Raw genomic sequence first — 15,501 nt, 5'->3', positions numbered from 1 at the left:
TGGCGTTTCTGAGAGATAGACCTTTCATGCCGTTGTCGAACATTCGCATCATCTACCAGGACGCCGCCGTGCTGGTCATCGACAAGCCGACCCTGCTGTTGTCGGTGCCGGGGCGCGCCGAAGACAACAAGGACTGCCTGATCACCCGCTTGCAGGAGAACGGCTTTCCCGAGGCGCGCATCGTCCATCGCCTGGATTGGGAAACCAGCGGCATCATCCTGCTCGCGCGCGATGCCGACAGCCATCGCGAGTTGTCCCGTCAGTTTCACGACCGCGAGACGGAAAAGGCCTACACCGCATTGGCCTGGGGGCAACCGGCGCTGGACAGCGGCAGTGTCGACCTGCCGCTGCGCTACGACCCGCCGACCAAACCACGGCATGTGGTGGATCACGAGCACGGCAAGCATGCGCTGACCTTCTGGAAGGTCGTGGAGCGCTGCGGGGAATGGTGTCGCGTCGAGCTGACGCCGATCACCGGGCGTTCGCACCAGTTGCGCGTGCACATGTTGTCGATCGGTCATCCGTTGCTGGGCGACCGACTGTATGCCCATCCCCAAGCGCTGGAGGCCCATGAGCGGCTGTGCCTGCATGCGAGCATGCTGGCGTTCACCCATCCGGCGACGGGTGAGCGGATGACGTTCGAGTGTGTTGCACCGTTCTAGACGGTGGTGTACCCGATGCATCGCAGCGCCTGGTTCGCGGCCGATGAGCGCTCCCACGGGTAGGCGCAGTTGTCCGTGGGAGTGGTCCGTGGCCGCGAAGTGCTCAGCACAGTGTGCCCGATGTACCGCGGTGCCTGGTTCGCGGCCGATGACCGCGCCCACGGGTAGGCGCAGTTGTCTGTGGCAGCGGATTGGGCAGCCCTATAAGTGGGCAATCGGGTAAACTGGCGGCATTGCTGTCTGGAGTTTTCTATGCGCGAAGCTTTGAACCAGGGCCTGATCGATTTCCTCAAGGCCTCCCCTACCCCATTCCATGCCACTGCCACCATGGCACGACGCCTCGAGGCCGCCGGTTATCAGCGGCTGGACGAGCGCGAGAGCTGGAACACGGTGCCCGGCGGGCGCTACTACGTGACCCGCAACGATTCCTCGATCATCGCCATCAGGTTGGGCAAGCACTCACCGCTGCTCAACGGCCTGCGCATGGTCGGTGCTCACACCGACAGCCCCTGCCTGCGCGTGAAACCGCAACCCGAGTTGCAGCGCCAGGGCTTTTTCCAGCTGGGCGTCGAGGTCTATGGGGGTGCATTGCTGGCACCCTGGTTCGACCGCGACCTGTCGCTGGCCGGCCGGGTCACCTTCCGCCGTGACGGCAAGGTCGAAAGCCAGCTGATCGATTTTCGCCTGCCGATCGCCGTGGTGCCCAACTTGGCCATCCACCTCAATCGCGAGGCCAATCAGGGCTGGGCGATCAATGCCCAGACCGAACTGCCGCCGGTGCTGGCCCAGGTGGCAGGTGATGAGCGTGTCGACTTCCGCGCGCTGCTGACCGAACAACTGGCGCGCGAACACGGGCTCAATGCCGACGTGGTACTCGATTACGAACTCAGCTTCTATGACACGCAGAGTGCAGCGGTCATCGGCCTGAACGGCGACTTCATCGCCGGTGCGCGGCTCGACAACCTGCTGTCCTGCTATGCAGGCCTGCAAGCCCTGCTCGACGCCGAAGGCGACGAGAGCTGCGTGTTGGTGTGCACCGACCATGAAGAGATCGGCTCCAGTTCGGCCTGTGGCGCCGACGGGCCGATGCTCGAACAGGTCCTGCAGCGTCTGATTCCCGAAGGCGACGAGTACGTGCGCAGCATCCAGCGTTCGCTGCTGGTGTCGGCGGACAACGCCCATGGCGTGCACCCCAACTATGCCGAGAAGCACGATGCCAATCATGGCCCCAAGCTCAACGCCGGGCCGGTGATCAAGGTCAACAGCAACCAGCGCTACGCGACCAACAGCGAGACGGCCGGCTTCTTCCGTCACCTGTGCATGGCGGTGGAAGTGCCGGTGCAGAGCTTCGTGGTGCGCAGCGACATGGGTTGCGGGTCGACCATCGGCCCGATTACCGCCAGCCACCTGGGGGTGAGGACCGTCGACATCGGCCTGCCGACGTTCGCCATGCACTCGATTCGCGAGCTGGCCGGCAGCCAGGACCTGGCCCATCTGGTCAAGGTGCTCGGGGCGTTCTATGCCAGCAGCGAGCTGCCGTAGTCACGCCAGCCGCGGCGTGTCCTGAATACCCGTTCGCGGGCAGAGGGTCGCCCTCTGTCCGCTCAGGGCGCACCACCCAAACACCGAGTTACAGGTGATTCAACCGATGGTCCTTTTCCTGCGCCTGGCGCTTGCCGTCCTGCTTTTGCTGCCCATCACCGCCCAGGCCGTCGGCCTGCCCGGCCTGTTGGGAGGCAGTTCGGAGAAACCGGCCGAACAACCTGCCCAGCCGTTGGGCCAGTCTCTGGACCAGGTCATCCAGACCCTGGAAAACGACCAGCAACGTACCAAGCTGTTGAGCGACCTGAAAAAGCTGCGGGACAGTACCCGGCAGGCCCAGCCGGCCGCCGAGCAAGGCGTGCTGGGCATGATCGGCAGCGCCCTGGCGCACGTCGACCAGCAGTTTTCCGGCGATAACAGCCCGTTCCAGCGCTGGAGCGAGGAAGTTGCCCTGGCCCACGACGAACTCCTGGCACTGGCCCTGCCCATGGCCGAATGGCCGCCGATCATCGGTGCCTTTCTGTTGATCATCCTGGTGTGGAGCCTGCTCGCCTACAGTTTGATCTGGGTCGGCCATCGTGTGCGCGTGCGTTTTGGCTTGTCGGAAGAACTGCCGCAGCATCCGCGCACGCTCGACCTGCTGCGCTTCGCCCTGCGCAAGCTGGGCCCTTGGTTGGTGGCACTGGTCATCACCGTGTACGTGGGGTATGCCCTGCCCTCGTCGCTGGGCAAGAGCCTGGCCATGGTCATGGCCTATGCCCTGGTGGTCGGCACGCTGTTTTCGGCCATTTGCGTGATCGCGTTTTCCCTGCTCGATGGTCCGCATCGGCACCGTGCCCTGAACATCCTGCGTCACCAGGCATTTCGGCCACTGTGGCTGATCGGCAGTTTTGCTGCGTTCGGCGAGGCCCTGAGCGATCCGCGCATGGTTGCCGCGCTCGGCCAGCACCTGGCGCACAGTGCGGCGACCCTGGCCAACGTGCTGGCCGCCCTGTCCACTGGTTTGTTCATCCTGCGTTTCCGTCGGCCCATCGCCCACCTGATTCGCAACCAGCCGCTGTCACGGCGCCTGACCCGTCGCGCCCTCAGCGATACCATCGAGATTCTCGGCAGCTTCTGGTACCTGCCGGCGCTGGTGCTGGTGGGCATCTCACTGTTCGCCACGTTCTTCTCCGCCGGTGACACCAGCACGGCCCTGCGCCAATCGTTGATGTGCGCGGTGCTGCTGATTCTGTGCATGGTCATCAATGGCCTGATCCGTCGCCATGCCCTGCGCCCACCCAAGGGTCCAAGGCGCCATGCCTTGTATTCCGAACGCTTGAGCCACTTCGCCTACACCCTCATGCACCTGCTGATCTGGGTGGTGTTCATCGATCTGGGCCTGCGCGTGTGGGGCATGTCGCTGGTCGGTTTCACCGAGGGCGATGGCCACGAAATTTCGGTGCGCCTGGCCAGCCTGGTGGGCACGTTGATTTTTGCCTGGCTGGTATGGATTCTGGCCGACACCGGCATCCATCACGCGCTGACCCGTTCACGCAAAGGCATGGCCAACGCGCGCGCGCAGACCATGATGCCGCTGATCCGCAACGTGCTGTTCGTGACCATTTTCATCATTGCCGCGATCATTGCCCTGGCCAATATGGGCATGAACGTGACGCCGCTGCTGGCGGGTGCGGGTGTGATCGGTCTGGCCATCGGTTTCGGTGCGCAGTCGCTGGTGGCGGATTTGATCACCGGGCTGTTCATCATCATCGAGGACTCGTTGGCCATCGATGACTATGTCGACGTCGGCGGGCACCTGGGCACCGTGGAGGGCCTGACCATCCGCACGGTTCGCCTGCGCGACATCGACGGTATCGTGCACACCATTCCCTTCAGCGAAATCAAGAGCATCAAGAACTACTCGCGGGAATTCGGCTATGCCATCTTCCGTGTGGCGGTGCCCTACAGCATGGGGATCGACGACGCCATCAAGATGATGCGCGAAGTGGGCCAGAAGATGCGCAGCGATCCGTTGCATCGGCGCGATATCTGGTCTCCGCTGGAGTTTCAGGGGGTGGAAAGCTTCGAGTCGGGCACGGCGATCCTGCGCGCGCGGTTCAAGACCGGGCCGATCAAGCAGTGGGAAGTGTCGCGGGCTTTCAACCTGGCGCTCAAGCGGCAGATGGACGAGGCCGGGCTGGACCTGGCGACGCCGCGCCTGAGTGTGCAGGTGATCACGGCGGGGGCGGTTGGCGAGAAATAGCGGGGTGCCTGGGGGATCTGTGCCGGGGCTTTCGCGGTCGATGACCGCTCCTACGGGTGCCCTGAGAGGTCTGTGCCGGGCCCTTCGCGGCCGATGACCGCTCCTACGGGTGCCCTGAGGGATCTGTACCGGGCCCTTCGCGGCCGATGACCGCTCCCACGGGTGCCCTGAGGGATCTGTACCTTGCCCTTCGCGGTCGATGGTCGCGCCTACGGGAGATCTGGATCGCTGTGGGAGCGGTCATCGGCCGCGAAGGGTGCGCCTCGGTGCTACAGGTTCACCACGTTGGCGATCCGCATAGGGGCGTTTTCGTCGATGCGCAGGTTGTGGAAGTCGAACAGGTTGCGGTCGGCCAGCTGCGACGGCATCACGTTCTGCAGGCTGCGGAAGATGCTGTCGGTGCGGCCGGGGGTCTTGCGTTCCCACTCCACCAGCATGTCCTTGACCACCTGGCGCTGCAGGTTTTCCTGGGAGCCGCACAGGTTGCAAGGGATGATCGGGAATCCCTTGAAATCCGAATAGGCCTGGATGTCCTTCTCATGGCAGTAAGCCAAGGGCCGAATGACCACGTTGCGCCCGTCGTCGGCGCGCAGCTTGGGCGGCATGGCCTTGAGCGAGCCGTTGAAGAACATGTTGAGGAAGAACGTTTCGACGATGTCGTCGCGATGGTGCCCCAACGCCATTTTGGTTGCACCGATCTCGTCGGCAAAGTTGTACAACGTGCCGCGACGCAGGCGCGAGCACAGCGAGCACGTGGTCTTGCCTTCCGGGATCAGCTCCTTGACCACCGAATAGGTGTCTTTCTCGACGATGTGGTACTCCACGCCCAGCTGTTCCAGGTAGGCCGGCAGCACATGCTCGGGAAAGCCGGGCTGCTTCTGGTCCATGTTCACGGCGACGATGCTGAACTGGATGGGCGCGACCTTCTGCAGGTGCAGCAGCACGTCGAGCAGGGTATAGCTGTCCTTGCCGCCCGAAAGGCAGACCATGACCTTGTCGCCGTCTTCGATCATGTTGTAGTCGGCGACAGCTTCACCGGCCAGTCGGCGTAGGCGTTTCTGCAGTTTGTTCTGGTTGACCGAAAGAGTGCCCATGGCGACAGGATCCGCGAGGTGGCTGACAAAGGCCGGGCATTTTACGCGCTTTGACCCGTGGCGTGTACCGCTGCCGCACGCGATGCAACCGGGCGACGGGTGGCTCGGCAATCCCTGGACGTTGCGGCATAATCGCCGCTTCTGGAGTGTGTCGAAGAATGCCCGAGCAACTCAATCAACGCGTCGAAGCCTGTTTTCGCCAAGCCGAACTGTTTTTCAAGCGCCCTTTCCAGCGCCCGGTGGTCAGCATCAAGCTGCGCGGACAGAAGGCCGGCGTCGCGCACCTGCACGAAAACCTGCTGCGCTTCAATCCGCAGCTGTACCGCGAAAACGCTGAAGATTTCCTCAAGCAGACCGTGCCCCATGAAGTCGCGCACCTGGTCGCACACCAGCTGTTCGGCGACCGCATCGCGCCCCATGGCGAGGAATGGCAACTGATCATGCGTGGGGTCTACGAGCTGACGCCGCACCGCTGCCACAGCTACGCGGTGAAACGTCGCCAGGTCATCCGTTATATCTACAAATGCCCGTGCGCCGACAGCGACTTTCCATTCTCGGCGCAACGCCATGGCCTGGTGGGCAGAGGTCGTCGCTACCTGTGCCGACGGTGTCGGCAGACCCTGGTGTTCAGCGGTGAAACGCGCGTGCAATGATCGCCATTCCCTTGCACGACGCGGCTGGGCAGAATGCGCACATGAATACAGCCCTCCCCGCTTGCCTGAGCGATCTGCGACAGCACTGGCCACTGCCCCTGGACGTACCCGGCGCATGCCTGTTCAGCAACCGTTTCGACCACAGCGCACTGACGGCCGATGCCTTCGCGCAGTGCGACATCATCGCGCCCGAGTCGATCCAGCGCTCGGTGAGCAAGCGCCAGGCCGAGTACCTGGCCGGACGCGTGTGCGCACGCAGCGCCCTGCTGGCCCTGACCGGTGCCGCGCAGGTACCGGCCATCGGCGCCGACCGTGCCCCGGTGTGGCCTGATCCCATCGTCGGATCGATCACCCATGGCAGCGGTCGGGCAGCGGCCGTGATTGCCCATCGGGAACATTGCAAGGGCCTGGGCCTGGACATCGAAAGCCTGCTGCCAGCGGCGCGCGCCGAACGGCTGTGCGCAGAGATACTGACCCCGGCCGAACAGGCCCGGATGGATCCGGCGCAGGTGGATACCGTGGTGACGCTGACGTTCTCGCTCAAGGAAAGCCTGTTCAAGGCGCTGTACCCACTGGTTGGCAAGCGCTTTTATTTCGAACATGCCGAAGTGCTGCACTGGACTGCCGAGGGGCACGCGCGGCTGCGCCTGCTAACCGATCTGTCCGCGCAGTTCGGCAACGGCTTCGAAATCGACGGGCAGTTTGCCTGGTTCGACGGACATTTGTTGAGCCTGGTAGCGGTCCGTTGAGTCCAGCCAACCGGCAACGCGTCCGACGCTGTGCAGCCGGGCTCGTGGCCTTGACCCTGTGGGCCAGCCTGACCGGCGCAGCGGAACCGGACGGCGCCCGGCTGCTGCAGCAGACGCTGGACAGCCAGACGGCCAGGCAATCCATCGCGCGGGTCGTGGCCTCGCAACCACCGGCCAGCATGCCCTATCAAAGTGCCCTGAGCTTTCTGCAGGCTCAGGGGCTGGTCAACCACGCGACCGCTACCTGGGCTGACCTGGACACACTGCCCGCACCGGGCCACAGCCTTCTGCTACTGGACCGAAAAACACCGCTGTCGGTGCAGCAGGTCGACCAACTGTTGGGTTGGGTGCAACGCGGCGGGCGCCTGCTGGCGGTTGCCGACGCCTTGTGGGACGAGGCCAGTGCCAGCAGTGGCGATGCCTTGCTCGATCGCCTGCAGATTCGCGTACAGCTCAGTGCGCAGTTGCCGCAACTGCCCCCTGCTCAGGGCGATGAGTACCCGAGTCTGACCAAGCTCTACCTGGAGGACGAAGAAGCACCGGCCTACCTGGGTTTCGACACGCAACGCCATCTGGACGACCCGACCGGCAAAGTCCAGTCATGGGCCAACAGCAACGGCGCCACGCACCTGATGCAAATGGCCTACGGCGACGGACTCATCACCCTGGTCAGCGACGCGCAATTGTGGAAGGACGAGCAGATCCAGCGCTACGACAATGCCTGGCTGCTGTGGTACCTGAACCAGGGCAGCCAGGTGACCTGGCTGTTCGAACCGATGCCCGAAGCCCATGGGCGGTACGTTCCGTGGGCGCTGGCTGGACTGCTGGTCGTCATTGTGGGCCTGGGGTGGATAAGAGTGCGGCATCGCCCACACCGCGGATCGCGCCTGCTGGACCGACGCCAACTGCATTTTCTGTACGAGCAAGGCCGTCGGTGCTTGCGCGAACAAGGCCCAGGAGAGCTGCTCGCCACCCTGCAACGAGACGTGCTGCAACGTGCGTGCCTGCATCATCCCGGCTTCGAGAGGCTCGCCGTGGCCGAGCAATGGCAGGTACTGGCGCAGCTGTCGCAGCACTCGACTCGCAGCATCGGCGCCGCGTTGCTGCCGATAGGCAGCCAGCGCCTGTCAGGCCGAGCATTCGTTCGCACAGTGGCGCAACTGCAAAGCGTGAGGGACAACCTGGGGCCGATGTCGTCCGTCGCGCGGCCTGGCCGTAATATGGGTGCTGCCATGGGGCCGGTCGATCGGACGGTGTGGGTGCTGCTCGAATGCGGCGCCTGGGTCGACCAACCAGGCGTGTTGCAGCATGCCGTACAAACCTGTCTGCAACTGAGCGAAGCGGCGCTGGCTGACGGGTTCGCCGTGGGCCTGCAGGCAGTCTCCTGTGCGCTGCCGGTCAGGCTGCTGCCGCAATGCGGTGCCGAGCAGTTGCAGCGCATGGCTGACGCGATCGCGCACCTAGAGCCTCTGCGTAACGCCCTCGAGGTGCCTGCGAGCCTGGATACCCTGGATGACGAGCCGCAAGCTTGCGCATTGGTGATGATGGTGGCCGGCTTCAATGCCGACATCGAGCGTGAGTTGCCCGCTGCGTTGGGCAGGATCGCCGAGCGCCAGCCGGTGTTGCTGGCCAGCCTGCGCAATGAGGCACTCGAGCGGCTGCGTCAGCAACCGGTGCGGAACCGCCGCGAAGCCCTGATCTACTGCGGCGCGATGCAGCGGTTGCTGATGCGCCAGCGCGTGCATGATCGATTGGCTGCTGCCGGGGTCAGTGTGGTGGACGCATGGCCTGGGGAGATGGCCACCGAGTCGCTGCTGCGCTACCGAAGCCTGCGTCAGCCCCGCGGCTGAGCCAAGGCCGATGCGTCAGGCCGAAGAGCCCTGGGGATGGAACGTGAAATAGTGGCGCAGCGCATCTACCAGCTTGAGAAACTCGGTCGGCGCCGGGCCTTGCAGTTCGAAGCCGGAATCGTAGTGCCCGGGCGTGGCGTCTTCCTTGCACCACAGGCAATGCGCCGAAAGGTCGATCAACTTGGCCTCGCCCTCGACCGACGGGATTTTCACCTGCAATTCGAACACGGGCCCGACCAGCAACGGCAGCTCGCTGATCAGCATCAAGCCCACATCCGAAATGTTGCCCATGTAACCCATGGCACGACCGGTGTGACGGTTGTAGACCTTGAGGTAGTACGGCAGTTGATGCCGTTCGATCCGACGCTCGGTGTACATGATGGGCCTGCTGTAGATATCCGGCATAACTGTCGCGCTCATCCTCTGTCGTTTCACAGGTCCACTCGTTCAGGGTGGCCCAGGCCTTCTGCAAGGCCGTTTCAGGGTACAGGAAATTTACCTCAGAATGCCGCCGGGCGTGGCTGGGCGGGTACTCCCGGACGAACGTGACCCAACTGATCCAGCGTCTGCAGACGTGCCTGGGCGCGGTAGGCGTACTCGCTGGAGGGGTAGCGATTGATGATGTACTGATAGGTTTGTGCGGCATCCACGTACAGCTTCTGACGCTCCAGGCACTGGCCACGCAGCATCGAGACTTCCGGTTGCACGTAGGGCCGCGAGCGGCTCTTGCGGTCGACCTGGGACAGCTCCAGCACGACCTTCTCGCAGTTGCCCTCGTCGTAGGCGCGGTAGGCGCTGTTCAAGTGCTGGTCCATCGACCAGCGGTTACAGCCTGACACGGCGATGGCCAGGGCAATCAATAAAAGCGCGCGCATGGGATTCTCCTGCCGCAGGGGGTATCTGGCTTTATCGACCCGTTGACGGGAATCTTCAATACCCGGACGTCCGAACCCGCGGCGCGCCAATCCTCTCGAGGCAAATCCTCCCGAGATAGTGCAGAGGAACGATGACGACAGCGCAATTGAGGAGTAGCCTTTGCCAGCGCTTCAATAAAGGAGTCAGTGCATGACCGTTCGCCGTACCAAAATCGTTGCCACCCTGGGCCCCGCCTCCAACTCGCCGGAAGTGATCGAACAACTGATCAAGGCCGGCCTGGACGTCGCTCGCCTGAACTTTTCCCACGGTACACCGGATGAGCACAAGGCTCGCGCCCGTCTGATCCGCGAGATCGCCGCACGGCTGGGGCGTCACGTCGCCCTGCTGGGCGATCTGCAAGGTCCGAAGATCCGCATCGCCAAGTTCACCAACAAACGCATCGAACTGAAGGTCGGCGATCGCTTCACCTTCTCCACCAGCCATCCGCTCACCGAAGGCAACCAGGACGTCGTGGGTATCGACTACCCTGACCTGGTCAAGGATTGCGGCGTCGGCGACGAGCTGTTGCTCGACGATGGCCGTGTGGTCATGCGCGTGGAAACCGCCACCGCCGATTCGCTGCATTGCTCGGTGCTGATCGGCGGCCCGCTGTCCGACCACAAGGGCATCAACCGTCGCGGCGGCGGCCTGACTGCACCGGCCCTGACCGAGAAAGACAAGGCCGACATCAAGCTGGCCGCGGAAATGGACCTGGACTACCTGGCCGTTTCCTTCCCGCGCGATGCGTCGGACATGGAATACGCGCGCCAACTGCGCGACGAGTCGGGCGGTACCGCCTGGCTGGTGGCCAAGATCGAACGCGCCGAAGCGGTGGCCGACGACGAGACCCTCGACGGCCTGATCCGCGCCAGTGACGCCGTCATGGTGGCCCGTGGCGATTTGGGCGTTGAAATCGGCGACGCCGAGCTGATCGGCATCCAGAAGAAGATCATCCAGCACGCTCGCCGCAACAACAAGGCGGTGATCGTGGCGACCCAGATGATGGAGTCGATGATCCAGAACCCGATGCCGACCCGCGCCGAAGTGTCCGACGTGGCCAACGCCGTGCTCGACTACACCGACGCCGTGATGCTCTCGGCCGAAAGTGCTGCCGGTTCCTATCCGATCGAAGCCGTGCAAGCCATGGCGCGCATCATCGTCGGCGCGGAAAAGCATCCGACCAGCAAGAAGTCCAGCCATCGCCTGTACACGCAGTTCGAGCGTTGCGACGAAAGCATCGCGCTGGCGGCCATGTACACGGCGAACCATTTCCCGGGCGTGAAGGCGATCATCGCCCTGACCGAAACCGGGTACACCTCGCTGATCATGTCGCGCCTGCGTTCGTCGGTGCCGATCTTCGCCTTCTCGCCGCAGCGTGCCACCCAGGCCCGCGCCGCGATGTTCCGCGGGGTCTACCCGGTCGACTTCGATCCGGCCGTGTTGCCGCCGAGCGAAGTGAGCAAGGCCGCCATCGACAAACTGCTGGAAATGGGCATCGTGCAACAGGGCGACTGGGTCATCCTGACCAAGGGCGACAGCTATGCACAGACCGGTGGCACGAACGGGATGAAGATCCTGCACGTGGGTGACCCGTTGGTCGATTGATGATTGCTCGCTGAAAGACCAAAGGCCCCGGGGTTGAAACCTCGGGGCCTTTTGCATTTCTGTAGGAGCGGTCCGTGGCCGCGAAGGGCGCGCTGCGGTGTGTCAGGTATAGCCTGGGGCTCTTTTCGCGGCCGATGACCGCTCCCACAGGGCACGGTCATCGCTTCAGCTCTGTGGGAGCGGTCCGTGGCCGCGAAGGGTGCGCTGCGGTGTGTCAGGTATAGCCTGGGGCTCTTTTCGCGGCCGATGACCGCTCCTACAGGGGACGGCAATCGCCTCAGCCGCGGCCGACGAACACGTCGCTGTACAGCTGGCTTCTGGGCAATCCGGCCAGGAACAGGCGCCTGGAGAATTCTTCGACGCTGATCGGCGACCCACACACCAGGGCGATGGTCTGGCGCGACGAGAGACGCAATGGCGGTGGCTCGCCTGCTGGGAACTGTTCAACGAAAAGGTTGGGATGACTCTGGGCAAGCGCACGCAAGGGTTCATCCAGATAATGTTCATTGGCCATGTGCAGTACCCGGATCGGGCCGTGATGTTCCTGCCGCAAAGCTTCGCGCAGTACACCCCACAGGGGTGCCAATCCGGTACCGGCGGCGAACAGCCACAGGGGTCGAGCCTGCCATTCGGGGTCATAGTGCAAGGCCCCGCCGCGGACCTCGCCCACTTGCAGCGTATTGCCAACCTCGAACTGCCGCGCCTGGTCGATGAAGGCGCCGGGGCGCCTACAGTCCAGGTGAAACTCGAGGAAGTCATCCGCCTGGGCCAGGCTGGCAATGGAATAAGGTCGCGCGATCCGCATGCCCTCGGGCGTGGACGTCCACAGCACCAGATGCTGGCCGGCGTGATAACGCAAGGGGCGTTCGGTCTGCAACCGCAGGCGCAGCACATGCGCCGAAAGCCAGTCCCAGCCGATCACCTGGGCACTGGTACCGTCACCCTGAGGGTCGAAAACCGCCACTCGCAGGTCTTCGACGACCTGACACTGGCAGGCCAGGCGCCAACCTCGCTGACGCTTGTCGCTACTCAGCGCATCAGGCTTGCGGTCCTGGGGTTCGCCGGCAAGGCAGCGCACCAGGCAGGCATGGCAACTGCCCGCGCGGCAGCTGAAAGGCACCTGCACGCCGGCCTCGTTGAGGGCGTCGAGCAGGTTGCTGCCGGCCGCCACCGTCCAGCGCTTATGGCCGGTGTCCAGCTCAGGCATCGGCCATGTCCCACGCCGCCGCGCAGCGATTACGGCCTTCGCGCTTGGCGCGGTACAGGGCCTGGTCGGCACGGTGCAGGGCGTCGTCCAGGTCGTCGCCCTGCACCAGCAACGTCATGCCCACCGACAGACTCAGATTGGCCGCGCCCAGCCCTTGCGGGTCGGCGTCGGCAAAGGCCCGGCGCAGCTGCTCGCAACAGCGCACCAAGCGATCGGCGTCGACGTCAGGCATCAGCAACACGAACTCTTCGCCGCCATAACGCGCCAGCACATCACCGTCACGCAGGCAATCCTGAGTCACCGCCGCGAAGGCCTGCAGCACTTGGTCACCGGCCGCATGGCCGTGCATATCGTTGATGCGCTTGAAATGATCGAGGTCGATCAGCGCCAGGCCGTGCTCGACACCCGGCTTGAGCGTCGCCAGTTCACGGGAGGCCAGGCGCAGGAAATGTCGACGGTTGAACAAGCCGGTCAATTCATCGGTGGCGACCAGCTCTTCGAGCTGGCGCATCATGCCGCGCAGGGTGTCCTGGTGCGCCTGCAGAGCATAGCGACGCTGGCGTATGCGCTGGCGCGAGGTCTGCACGTAGCTTGCATACATGCACAACCACAGCAGCACCACCAGCATGGCGCAGATCTGCAGGGTGGCCAGCCCAGGGTCCGGCAAGGCCATGCGATAGGCCTCCCACAGGTTGACCCCGACGAACGCGACGAACACCACCAGTGCGCAGCGCACGAATGCCAGACGTGGCAAATGGAACACGCCGAACAGCAGGATCAGCACATACACCACCATGAAGGTACCGCGAGCCACCTCGAGGTTGGCGATCAGCCAGGTGTGCCAGGCCACGGCAAGCAGCACCTGGAACTCGGTAAGGCTGGGATCGCTGAAGCGCTGGTTGAGACCACTGCGGAAGATCCAATACAGCACGCCTTGGCTGGCCGCGACCAGGCAGGTGGTGCCGACTGCCGTTACCACAGGTACACGACAGTACTGGGTCAGGATCGCCACCCACACGAGCCCAATTACCAAAACGTAAGTGCCGGCAGCCAATGAGAAACGCTTGATCAATAGGTGTTGCAGGGCGGACTCGGTCACTCGCAGACTCGCTGTGCTGAATGGGAATCCCTCCCCTGATTGCACCGTAATAGTGCAAAGGCGTGATGCCATAGTAATGGCCAAGGGGTGAAATAACTATTCAAATTTGGATCGCTCGACGAAGTCTACCGGCAATCGGACCAACGGCGCATTCGTCTCTACCCCACGTCAATCCGTCGATCCAGCGTGTCAGGTGGTTCCGGCCGCGCTATACTGCCGCGCCTTTTTCGCGCCAACCTGCTACATGTTGACGCACCTCGAAAGCCGAGCGTCAGGCAAGACCTGACCCGCTTTCTTAACGAATGTTCCCCACCAAGAGGAGCGCGCCCCATGACCGTGATCAAACAAGACGACCTGATTCAGAGCGTCGCCGACGCCCTGCAATTCATTTCCTATTACCACCCCGTTGACTTCATCCAGGCCATGCACCAGGCCTACCTGCGTGAAGAGTCCCCGGCGGCGCGCGACTCCATCGCTCAGATCCTGATCAACTCGCGCATGTGCGCCACCGGCCATCGGCCGATCTGCCAGGACACCGGCATCGTCACCGTGTTCGTGCGCGTGGGCATGGACGTGCGCTGGGACGGTGCCACCATGGGCCTGGACGACATGATCAACGAGGGCGTGCGTCGCGCCTACAACCTGCCGGAAAACGTCCTGCGTGCCTCGATCCTGGCCGACCCGGCCGGCGCCCGCAAGAACACCAAGGACAACACTCCGGCGGTGATCCACTACTCCATCGTGCCCGGTAACACCGTGGAAGTGGACGTGGCGGCCAAGGGTGGCGGTTCCGAGAACAAGTCGAAGATGGCCATGCTCAACCCGTCCGACTCGATCGTCGACTGGGTGTTGAAGACCGTGCCGACCATGGGCGCCGGCTGGTGCCCGCCCGGCATGCTCGGCATCGGTATCGGCGGCACGGCCGAGAAAGCCGCGGTGATGGCCAAGGAAGTGTTGATGGAGTCCATCGACATCCACGAGCTCAAGGCCCGCGGCCCGCAGAACCGTATCGAAGAGATCCGCCTGGAGCTGTTCGACAAGGTCAACCAACTGGGCATCGGCGCCCAAGGCCTGGGCGGCCTGACCACCGTGCTCGACGTGAAGATCATGGACTACCCGACCCACGCCGCCTCCCTGCCGGTGTGCATGATCCCCAACTGCGCCGCCACCCGTCACGCCCACTTCGTGCTCGACGGTTCCGGCCCGGCCGAGCTGGAAGCGCCGGACCTGGACGCCTACCCGGAAATCGTCTGGGAAGCCGGCCCGTCGGCTCGCCGCGTCGACCTCGACACGCTGACCCCCGAAGACGTGCAAAGCTGGCAGCCGGGCGAGACCATTCTGCTCAACGGCAAGATGCTCACCGGTCGCGACGCTGCGCACAAGCGCATGGTCGAAATGCTGAACAGAGGTGAAACCCTGCCGGTGGACCTCAAGGGCCGTTTCATCTACTACGTTGGCCCGGTCGATCCGGTCCGCGAAGAAGTGGTCGGCCCGGCTGGCCCGACCACCGCCACGCGGATGGACAAGTTCACCCGGCAGATCCTCGACCAGACCGGTCTGCTGGGCATGATCGGCAAGTCCGAACGTGGCCCGACCGCCATCGAGGCGATCAAGGACCACAAGGCCGTGTACCTGATGGCCGTCGGCGGCGCGGCTTATCTGGTGGCCCAGGCCATCAAGAAATCGCGCGTGGTGGCCTTCGAGGAACTGGGCATGGAAGCCATCTACGAGTTCGACGTCAAGGACATGCCAGTGACCGTCGCGGTCGACAGCAAGGGCGAGTCGGTGCACATCACCGGGCCTGCAATCTGGCAGGGCAAGATCGCCGAAAGCCTGGCGGTGGAAGTGCAATAGTCGACCATGGCTGTCTGAAAAAGCCC

13 protein-coding genes are annotated in these 15,501 nt (G+C 63.8%); 8 read left to right on the top strand and 5 right to left on the bottom strand.

Annotation, left to right across the window (positions count from 1 at the left end):
- Window positions 1–26: 26 nt before the first annotated feature.
- The 3 genes from LT40_RS04795 to LT40_RS04785 all read left to right on the top strand — a co-directional run bounded on the left by LT40_RS04795 (window position 27) and on the right by LT40_RS04785 (window position 4,449).
- The gene (locus LT40_RS04795; protein ID WP_043187131.1) at window positions 27–662 is read left to right on the top strand and encodes an RluA family pseudouridine synthase; all 636 of its coding nucleotides are present in this window, start codon (window positions 27–29) and stop codon (window positions 660–662) included.
- Between the two features lie 252 nt (window positions 663–914).
- Window positions 915–2,204, top strand: coding sequence for a M18 family aminopeptidase (locus LT40_RS04790; protein WP_043187129.1), 1,290 nt, complete (start codon window positions 915–917; stop codon window positions 2,202–2,204).
- 106 nt (window positions 2,205–2,310) lie between these two features.
- The gene (locus LT40_RS04785; RefSeq protein ID WP_043187127.1) at window positions 2,311–4,449 is read left to right on the top strand and encodes a mechanosensitive ion channel domain-containing protein; all 2,139 of its coding nucleotides are present in this window, start codon (window positions 2,311–2,313) and stop codon (window positions 4,447–4,449) included.
- Between the two features lie 269 nt (window positions 4,450–4,718).
- Here the strand turns inward: LT40_RS04785 and ttcA are convergent, their stop codons facing one another.
- Window positions 4,719–5,543, bottom strand: coding sequence for a tRNA 2-thiocytidine(32) synthetase TtcA (ttcA, locus tag LT40_RS04780; RefSeq protein WP_043187124.1), 825 nt, complete (start codon window positions 5,541–5,543; stop codon window positions 4,719–4,721).
- Window positions 5,544–5,701: 158 nt separating this feature from the next.
- On the opposite strand from ttcA, the gene LT40_RS04775 reads away from it, so the two are divergent.
- From LT40_RS04775 to LT40_RS21535, 3 genes are read left to right on the top strand one after another with little or no spacing between them, the layout of a single operon-like run.
- The gene (locus LT40_RS04775) at window positions 5,702–6,196 is read left to right on the top strand and encodes a SprT family zinc-dependent metalloprotease (RefSeq protein WP_043187121.1); all 495 of its coding nucleotides are present in this window, start codon (window positions 5,702–5,704) and stop codon (window positions 6,194–6,196) included.
- 41 nt (window positions 6,197–6,237) lie between these two features.
- Entirely contained in the window at window positions 6,238–6,945 is a 708-nt protein-coding gene (locus LT40_RS04770; protein WP_043193307.1) for a 4'-phosphopantetheinyl transferase family protein, read from the top strand.
- A 44-nt stretch (window positions 6,946–6,989) separates the two neighbouring features.
- Window positions 6,990–8,795 (top strand): DUF4350 domain-containing protein, encoded by a 1,806-nt coding sequence (locus tag LT40_RS21535; RefSeq protein ID WP_052393245.1) that lies wholly within the window; start codon window positions 6,990–6,992, stop codon window positions 8,793–8,795.
- 15 nt (window positions 8,796–8,810) lie between these two features.
- Here the strand turns inward: LT40_RS21535 and LT40_RS04760 are convergent, their stop codons facing one another.
- A complete protein-coding gene (locus LT40_RS04760; RefSeq protein ID WP_043193304.1) occupies window positions 8,811–9,173 on the bottom strand; it encodes a PilZ domain-containing protein in 363 nt (120 codons plus the stop codon).
- 122 nt (window positions 9,174–9,295) lie between these two features.
- Window positions 9,296–9,670 carry a tetratricopeptide repeat protein gene (locus LT40_RS04755; RefSeq protein WP_043187119.1) on the bottom strand — a complete coding sequence of 125 codons (375 nt, stop codon included), beginning with the start codon at window positions 9,668–9,670 and terminating at the stop codon, window positions 9,296–9,298.
- A 190-nt stretch (window positions 9,671–9,860) separates the two neighbouring features.
- Here LT40_RS04755 and pyk point away from each other — a divergent pair, with 190 nt between their 5' ends.
- Window positions 9,861–11,315 carry a pyruvate kinase gene (gene pyk, locus LT40_RS04750; protein WP_043187116.1) on the top strand — a complete coding sequence of 485 codons (1,455 nt, stop codon included), beginning with the start codon at window positions 9,861–9,863 and terminating at the stop codon, window positions 11,313–11,315.
- 277 nt (window positions 11,316–11,592) lie between these two features.
- On the opposite strand, the gene LT40_RS04745 is transcribed toward pyk, so the two are convergent.
- Window positions 11,593–12,522 carry an iron-sulfur-binding ferredoxin reductase gene (locus LT40_RS04745; RefSeq protein ID WP_043187114.1) on the bottom strand — a complete coding sequence of 310 codons (930 nt, stop codon included), beginning with the start codon at window positions 12,520–12,522 and terminating at the stop codon, window positions 11,593–11,595.
- Complete coding sequence (locus LT40_RS04740; protein WP_043187113.1) at window positions 12,515–13,621, bottom strand: GGDEF domain-containing protein; 1,107 nt, start codon at window positions 13,619–13,621, stop codon at window positions 12,515–12,517. Before LT40_RS04740 ends, LT40_RS04745 begins: the two co-directional genes overlap by 8 nt.
- Window positions 13,622–13,951: 330 nt before the next feature.
- Between LT40_RS04740 and LT40_RS04735 the strand changes: the two genes are divergently transcribed.
- Window positions 13,952–15,475 carry a fumarate hydratase gene (locus LT40_RS04735; RefSeq protein WP_043187111.1) on the top strand — a complete coding sequence of 508 codons (1,524 nt, stop codon included), beginning with the start codon at window positions 13,952–13,954 and terminating at the stop codon, window positions 15,473–15,475.
- The last annotated feature ends 26 nt before the right edge of the window (window positions 15,476–15,501 follow it).

It is taken from the genome of Pseudomonas rhizosphaerae (assembly GCF_000761155.1).
GTDB classification, from domain to species: domain Bacteria; phylum Pseudomonadota; class Gammaproteobacteria; order Pseudomonadales; family Pseudomonadaceae; genus Aquipseudomonas; species Aquipseudomonas rhizosphaerae.
This window is presented reverse-complemented; position numbering and strand designations above follow the sequence as displayed.

What these genes read in the sequence shown, in the direction of transcription:
- LT40_RS04785 (WP_043187127.1), top strand. Translation starts at nt 2,311, where the DNA reads ATGGTCCTTTTCCTGCGCCTGGCGCTTGCCGTCCTGCTTTTGCTGCCC.
- LT40_RS04795 (WP_043187131.1), top strand. Translation starts at nt 27, where the DNA reads ATGCCGTTGTCGAACATTCGCATCATCTACCAGGACGCCGCCGTGCTG.
- LT40_RS04755 (WP_043187119.1), bottom strand. Translation starts at nt 9,670, where the DNA reads ATGCGCGCGCTTTTATTGATTGCCCTGGCCATCGCCGTGTCAGGCTGT.
- LT40_RS04790 (WP_043187129.1), top strand. Translation starts at nt 915, where the DNA reads ATGCGCGAAGCTTTGAACCAGGGCCTGATCGATTTCCTCAAGGCCTCC.
- LT40_RS04770 (WP_043193307.1), top strand. Translation starts at nt 6,238, where the DNA reads ATGAATACAGCCCTCCCCGCTTGCCTGAGCGATCTGCGACAGCACTGG.
- LT40_RS04745 (WP_043187114.1), bottom strand. Translation starts at nt 12,522, where the DNA reads ATGCCTGAGCTGGACACCGGCCATAAGCGCTGGACGGTGGCGGCCGGC.
- LT40_RS04735 (WP_043187111.1), top strand. Translation starts at nt 13,952, where the DNA reads ATGACCGTGATCAAACAAGACGACCTGATTCAGAGCGTCGCCGACGCC.
- ttcA (WP_043187124.1), bottom strand. Translation starts at nt 5,543, where the DNA reads ATGGGCACTCTTTCGGTCAACCAGAACAAACTGCAGAAACGCCTACGC.
- LT40_RS04760 (WP_043193304.1), bottom strand. Translation starts at nt 9,173, where the DNA reads ATGTACACCGAGCGTCGGATCGAACGGCATCAACTGCCGTACTACCTC.
- pyk (WP_043187116.1), top strand. Translation starts at nt 9,861, where the DNA reads ATGACCGTTCGCCGTACCAAAATCGTTGCCACCCTGGGCCCCGCCTCC.
- LT40_RS04775 (WP_043187121.1), top strand. Translation starts at nt 5,702, where the DNA reads ATGCCCGAGCAACTCAATCAACGCGTCGAAGCCTGTTTTCGCCAAGCC.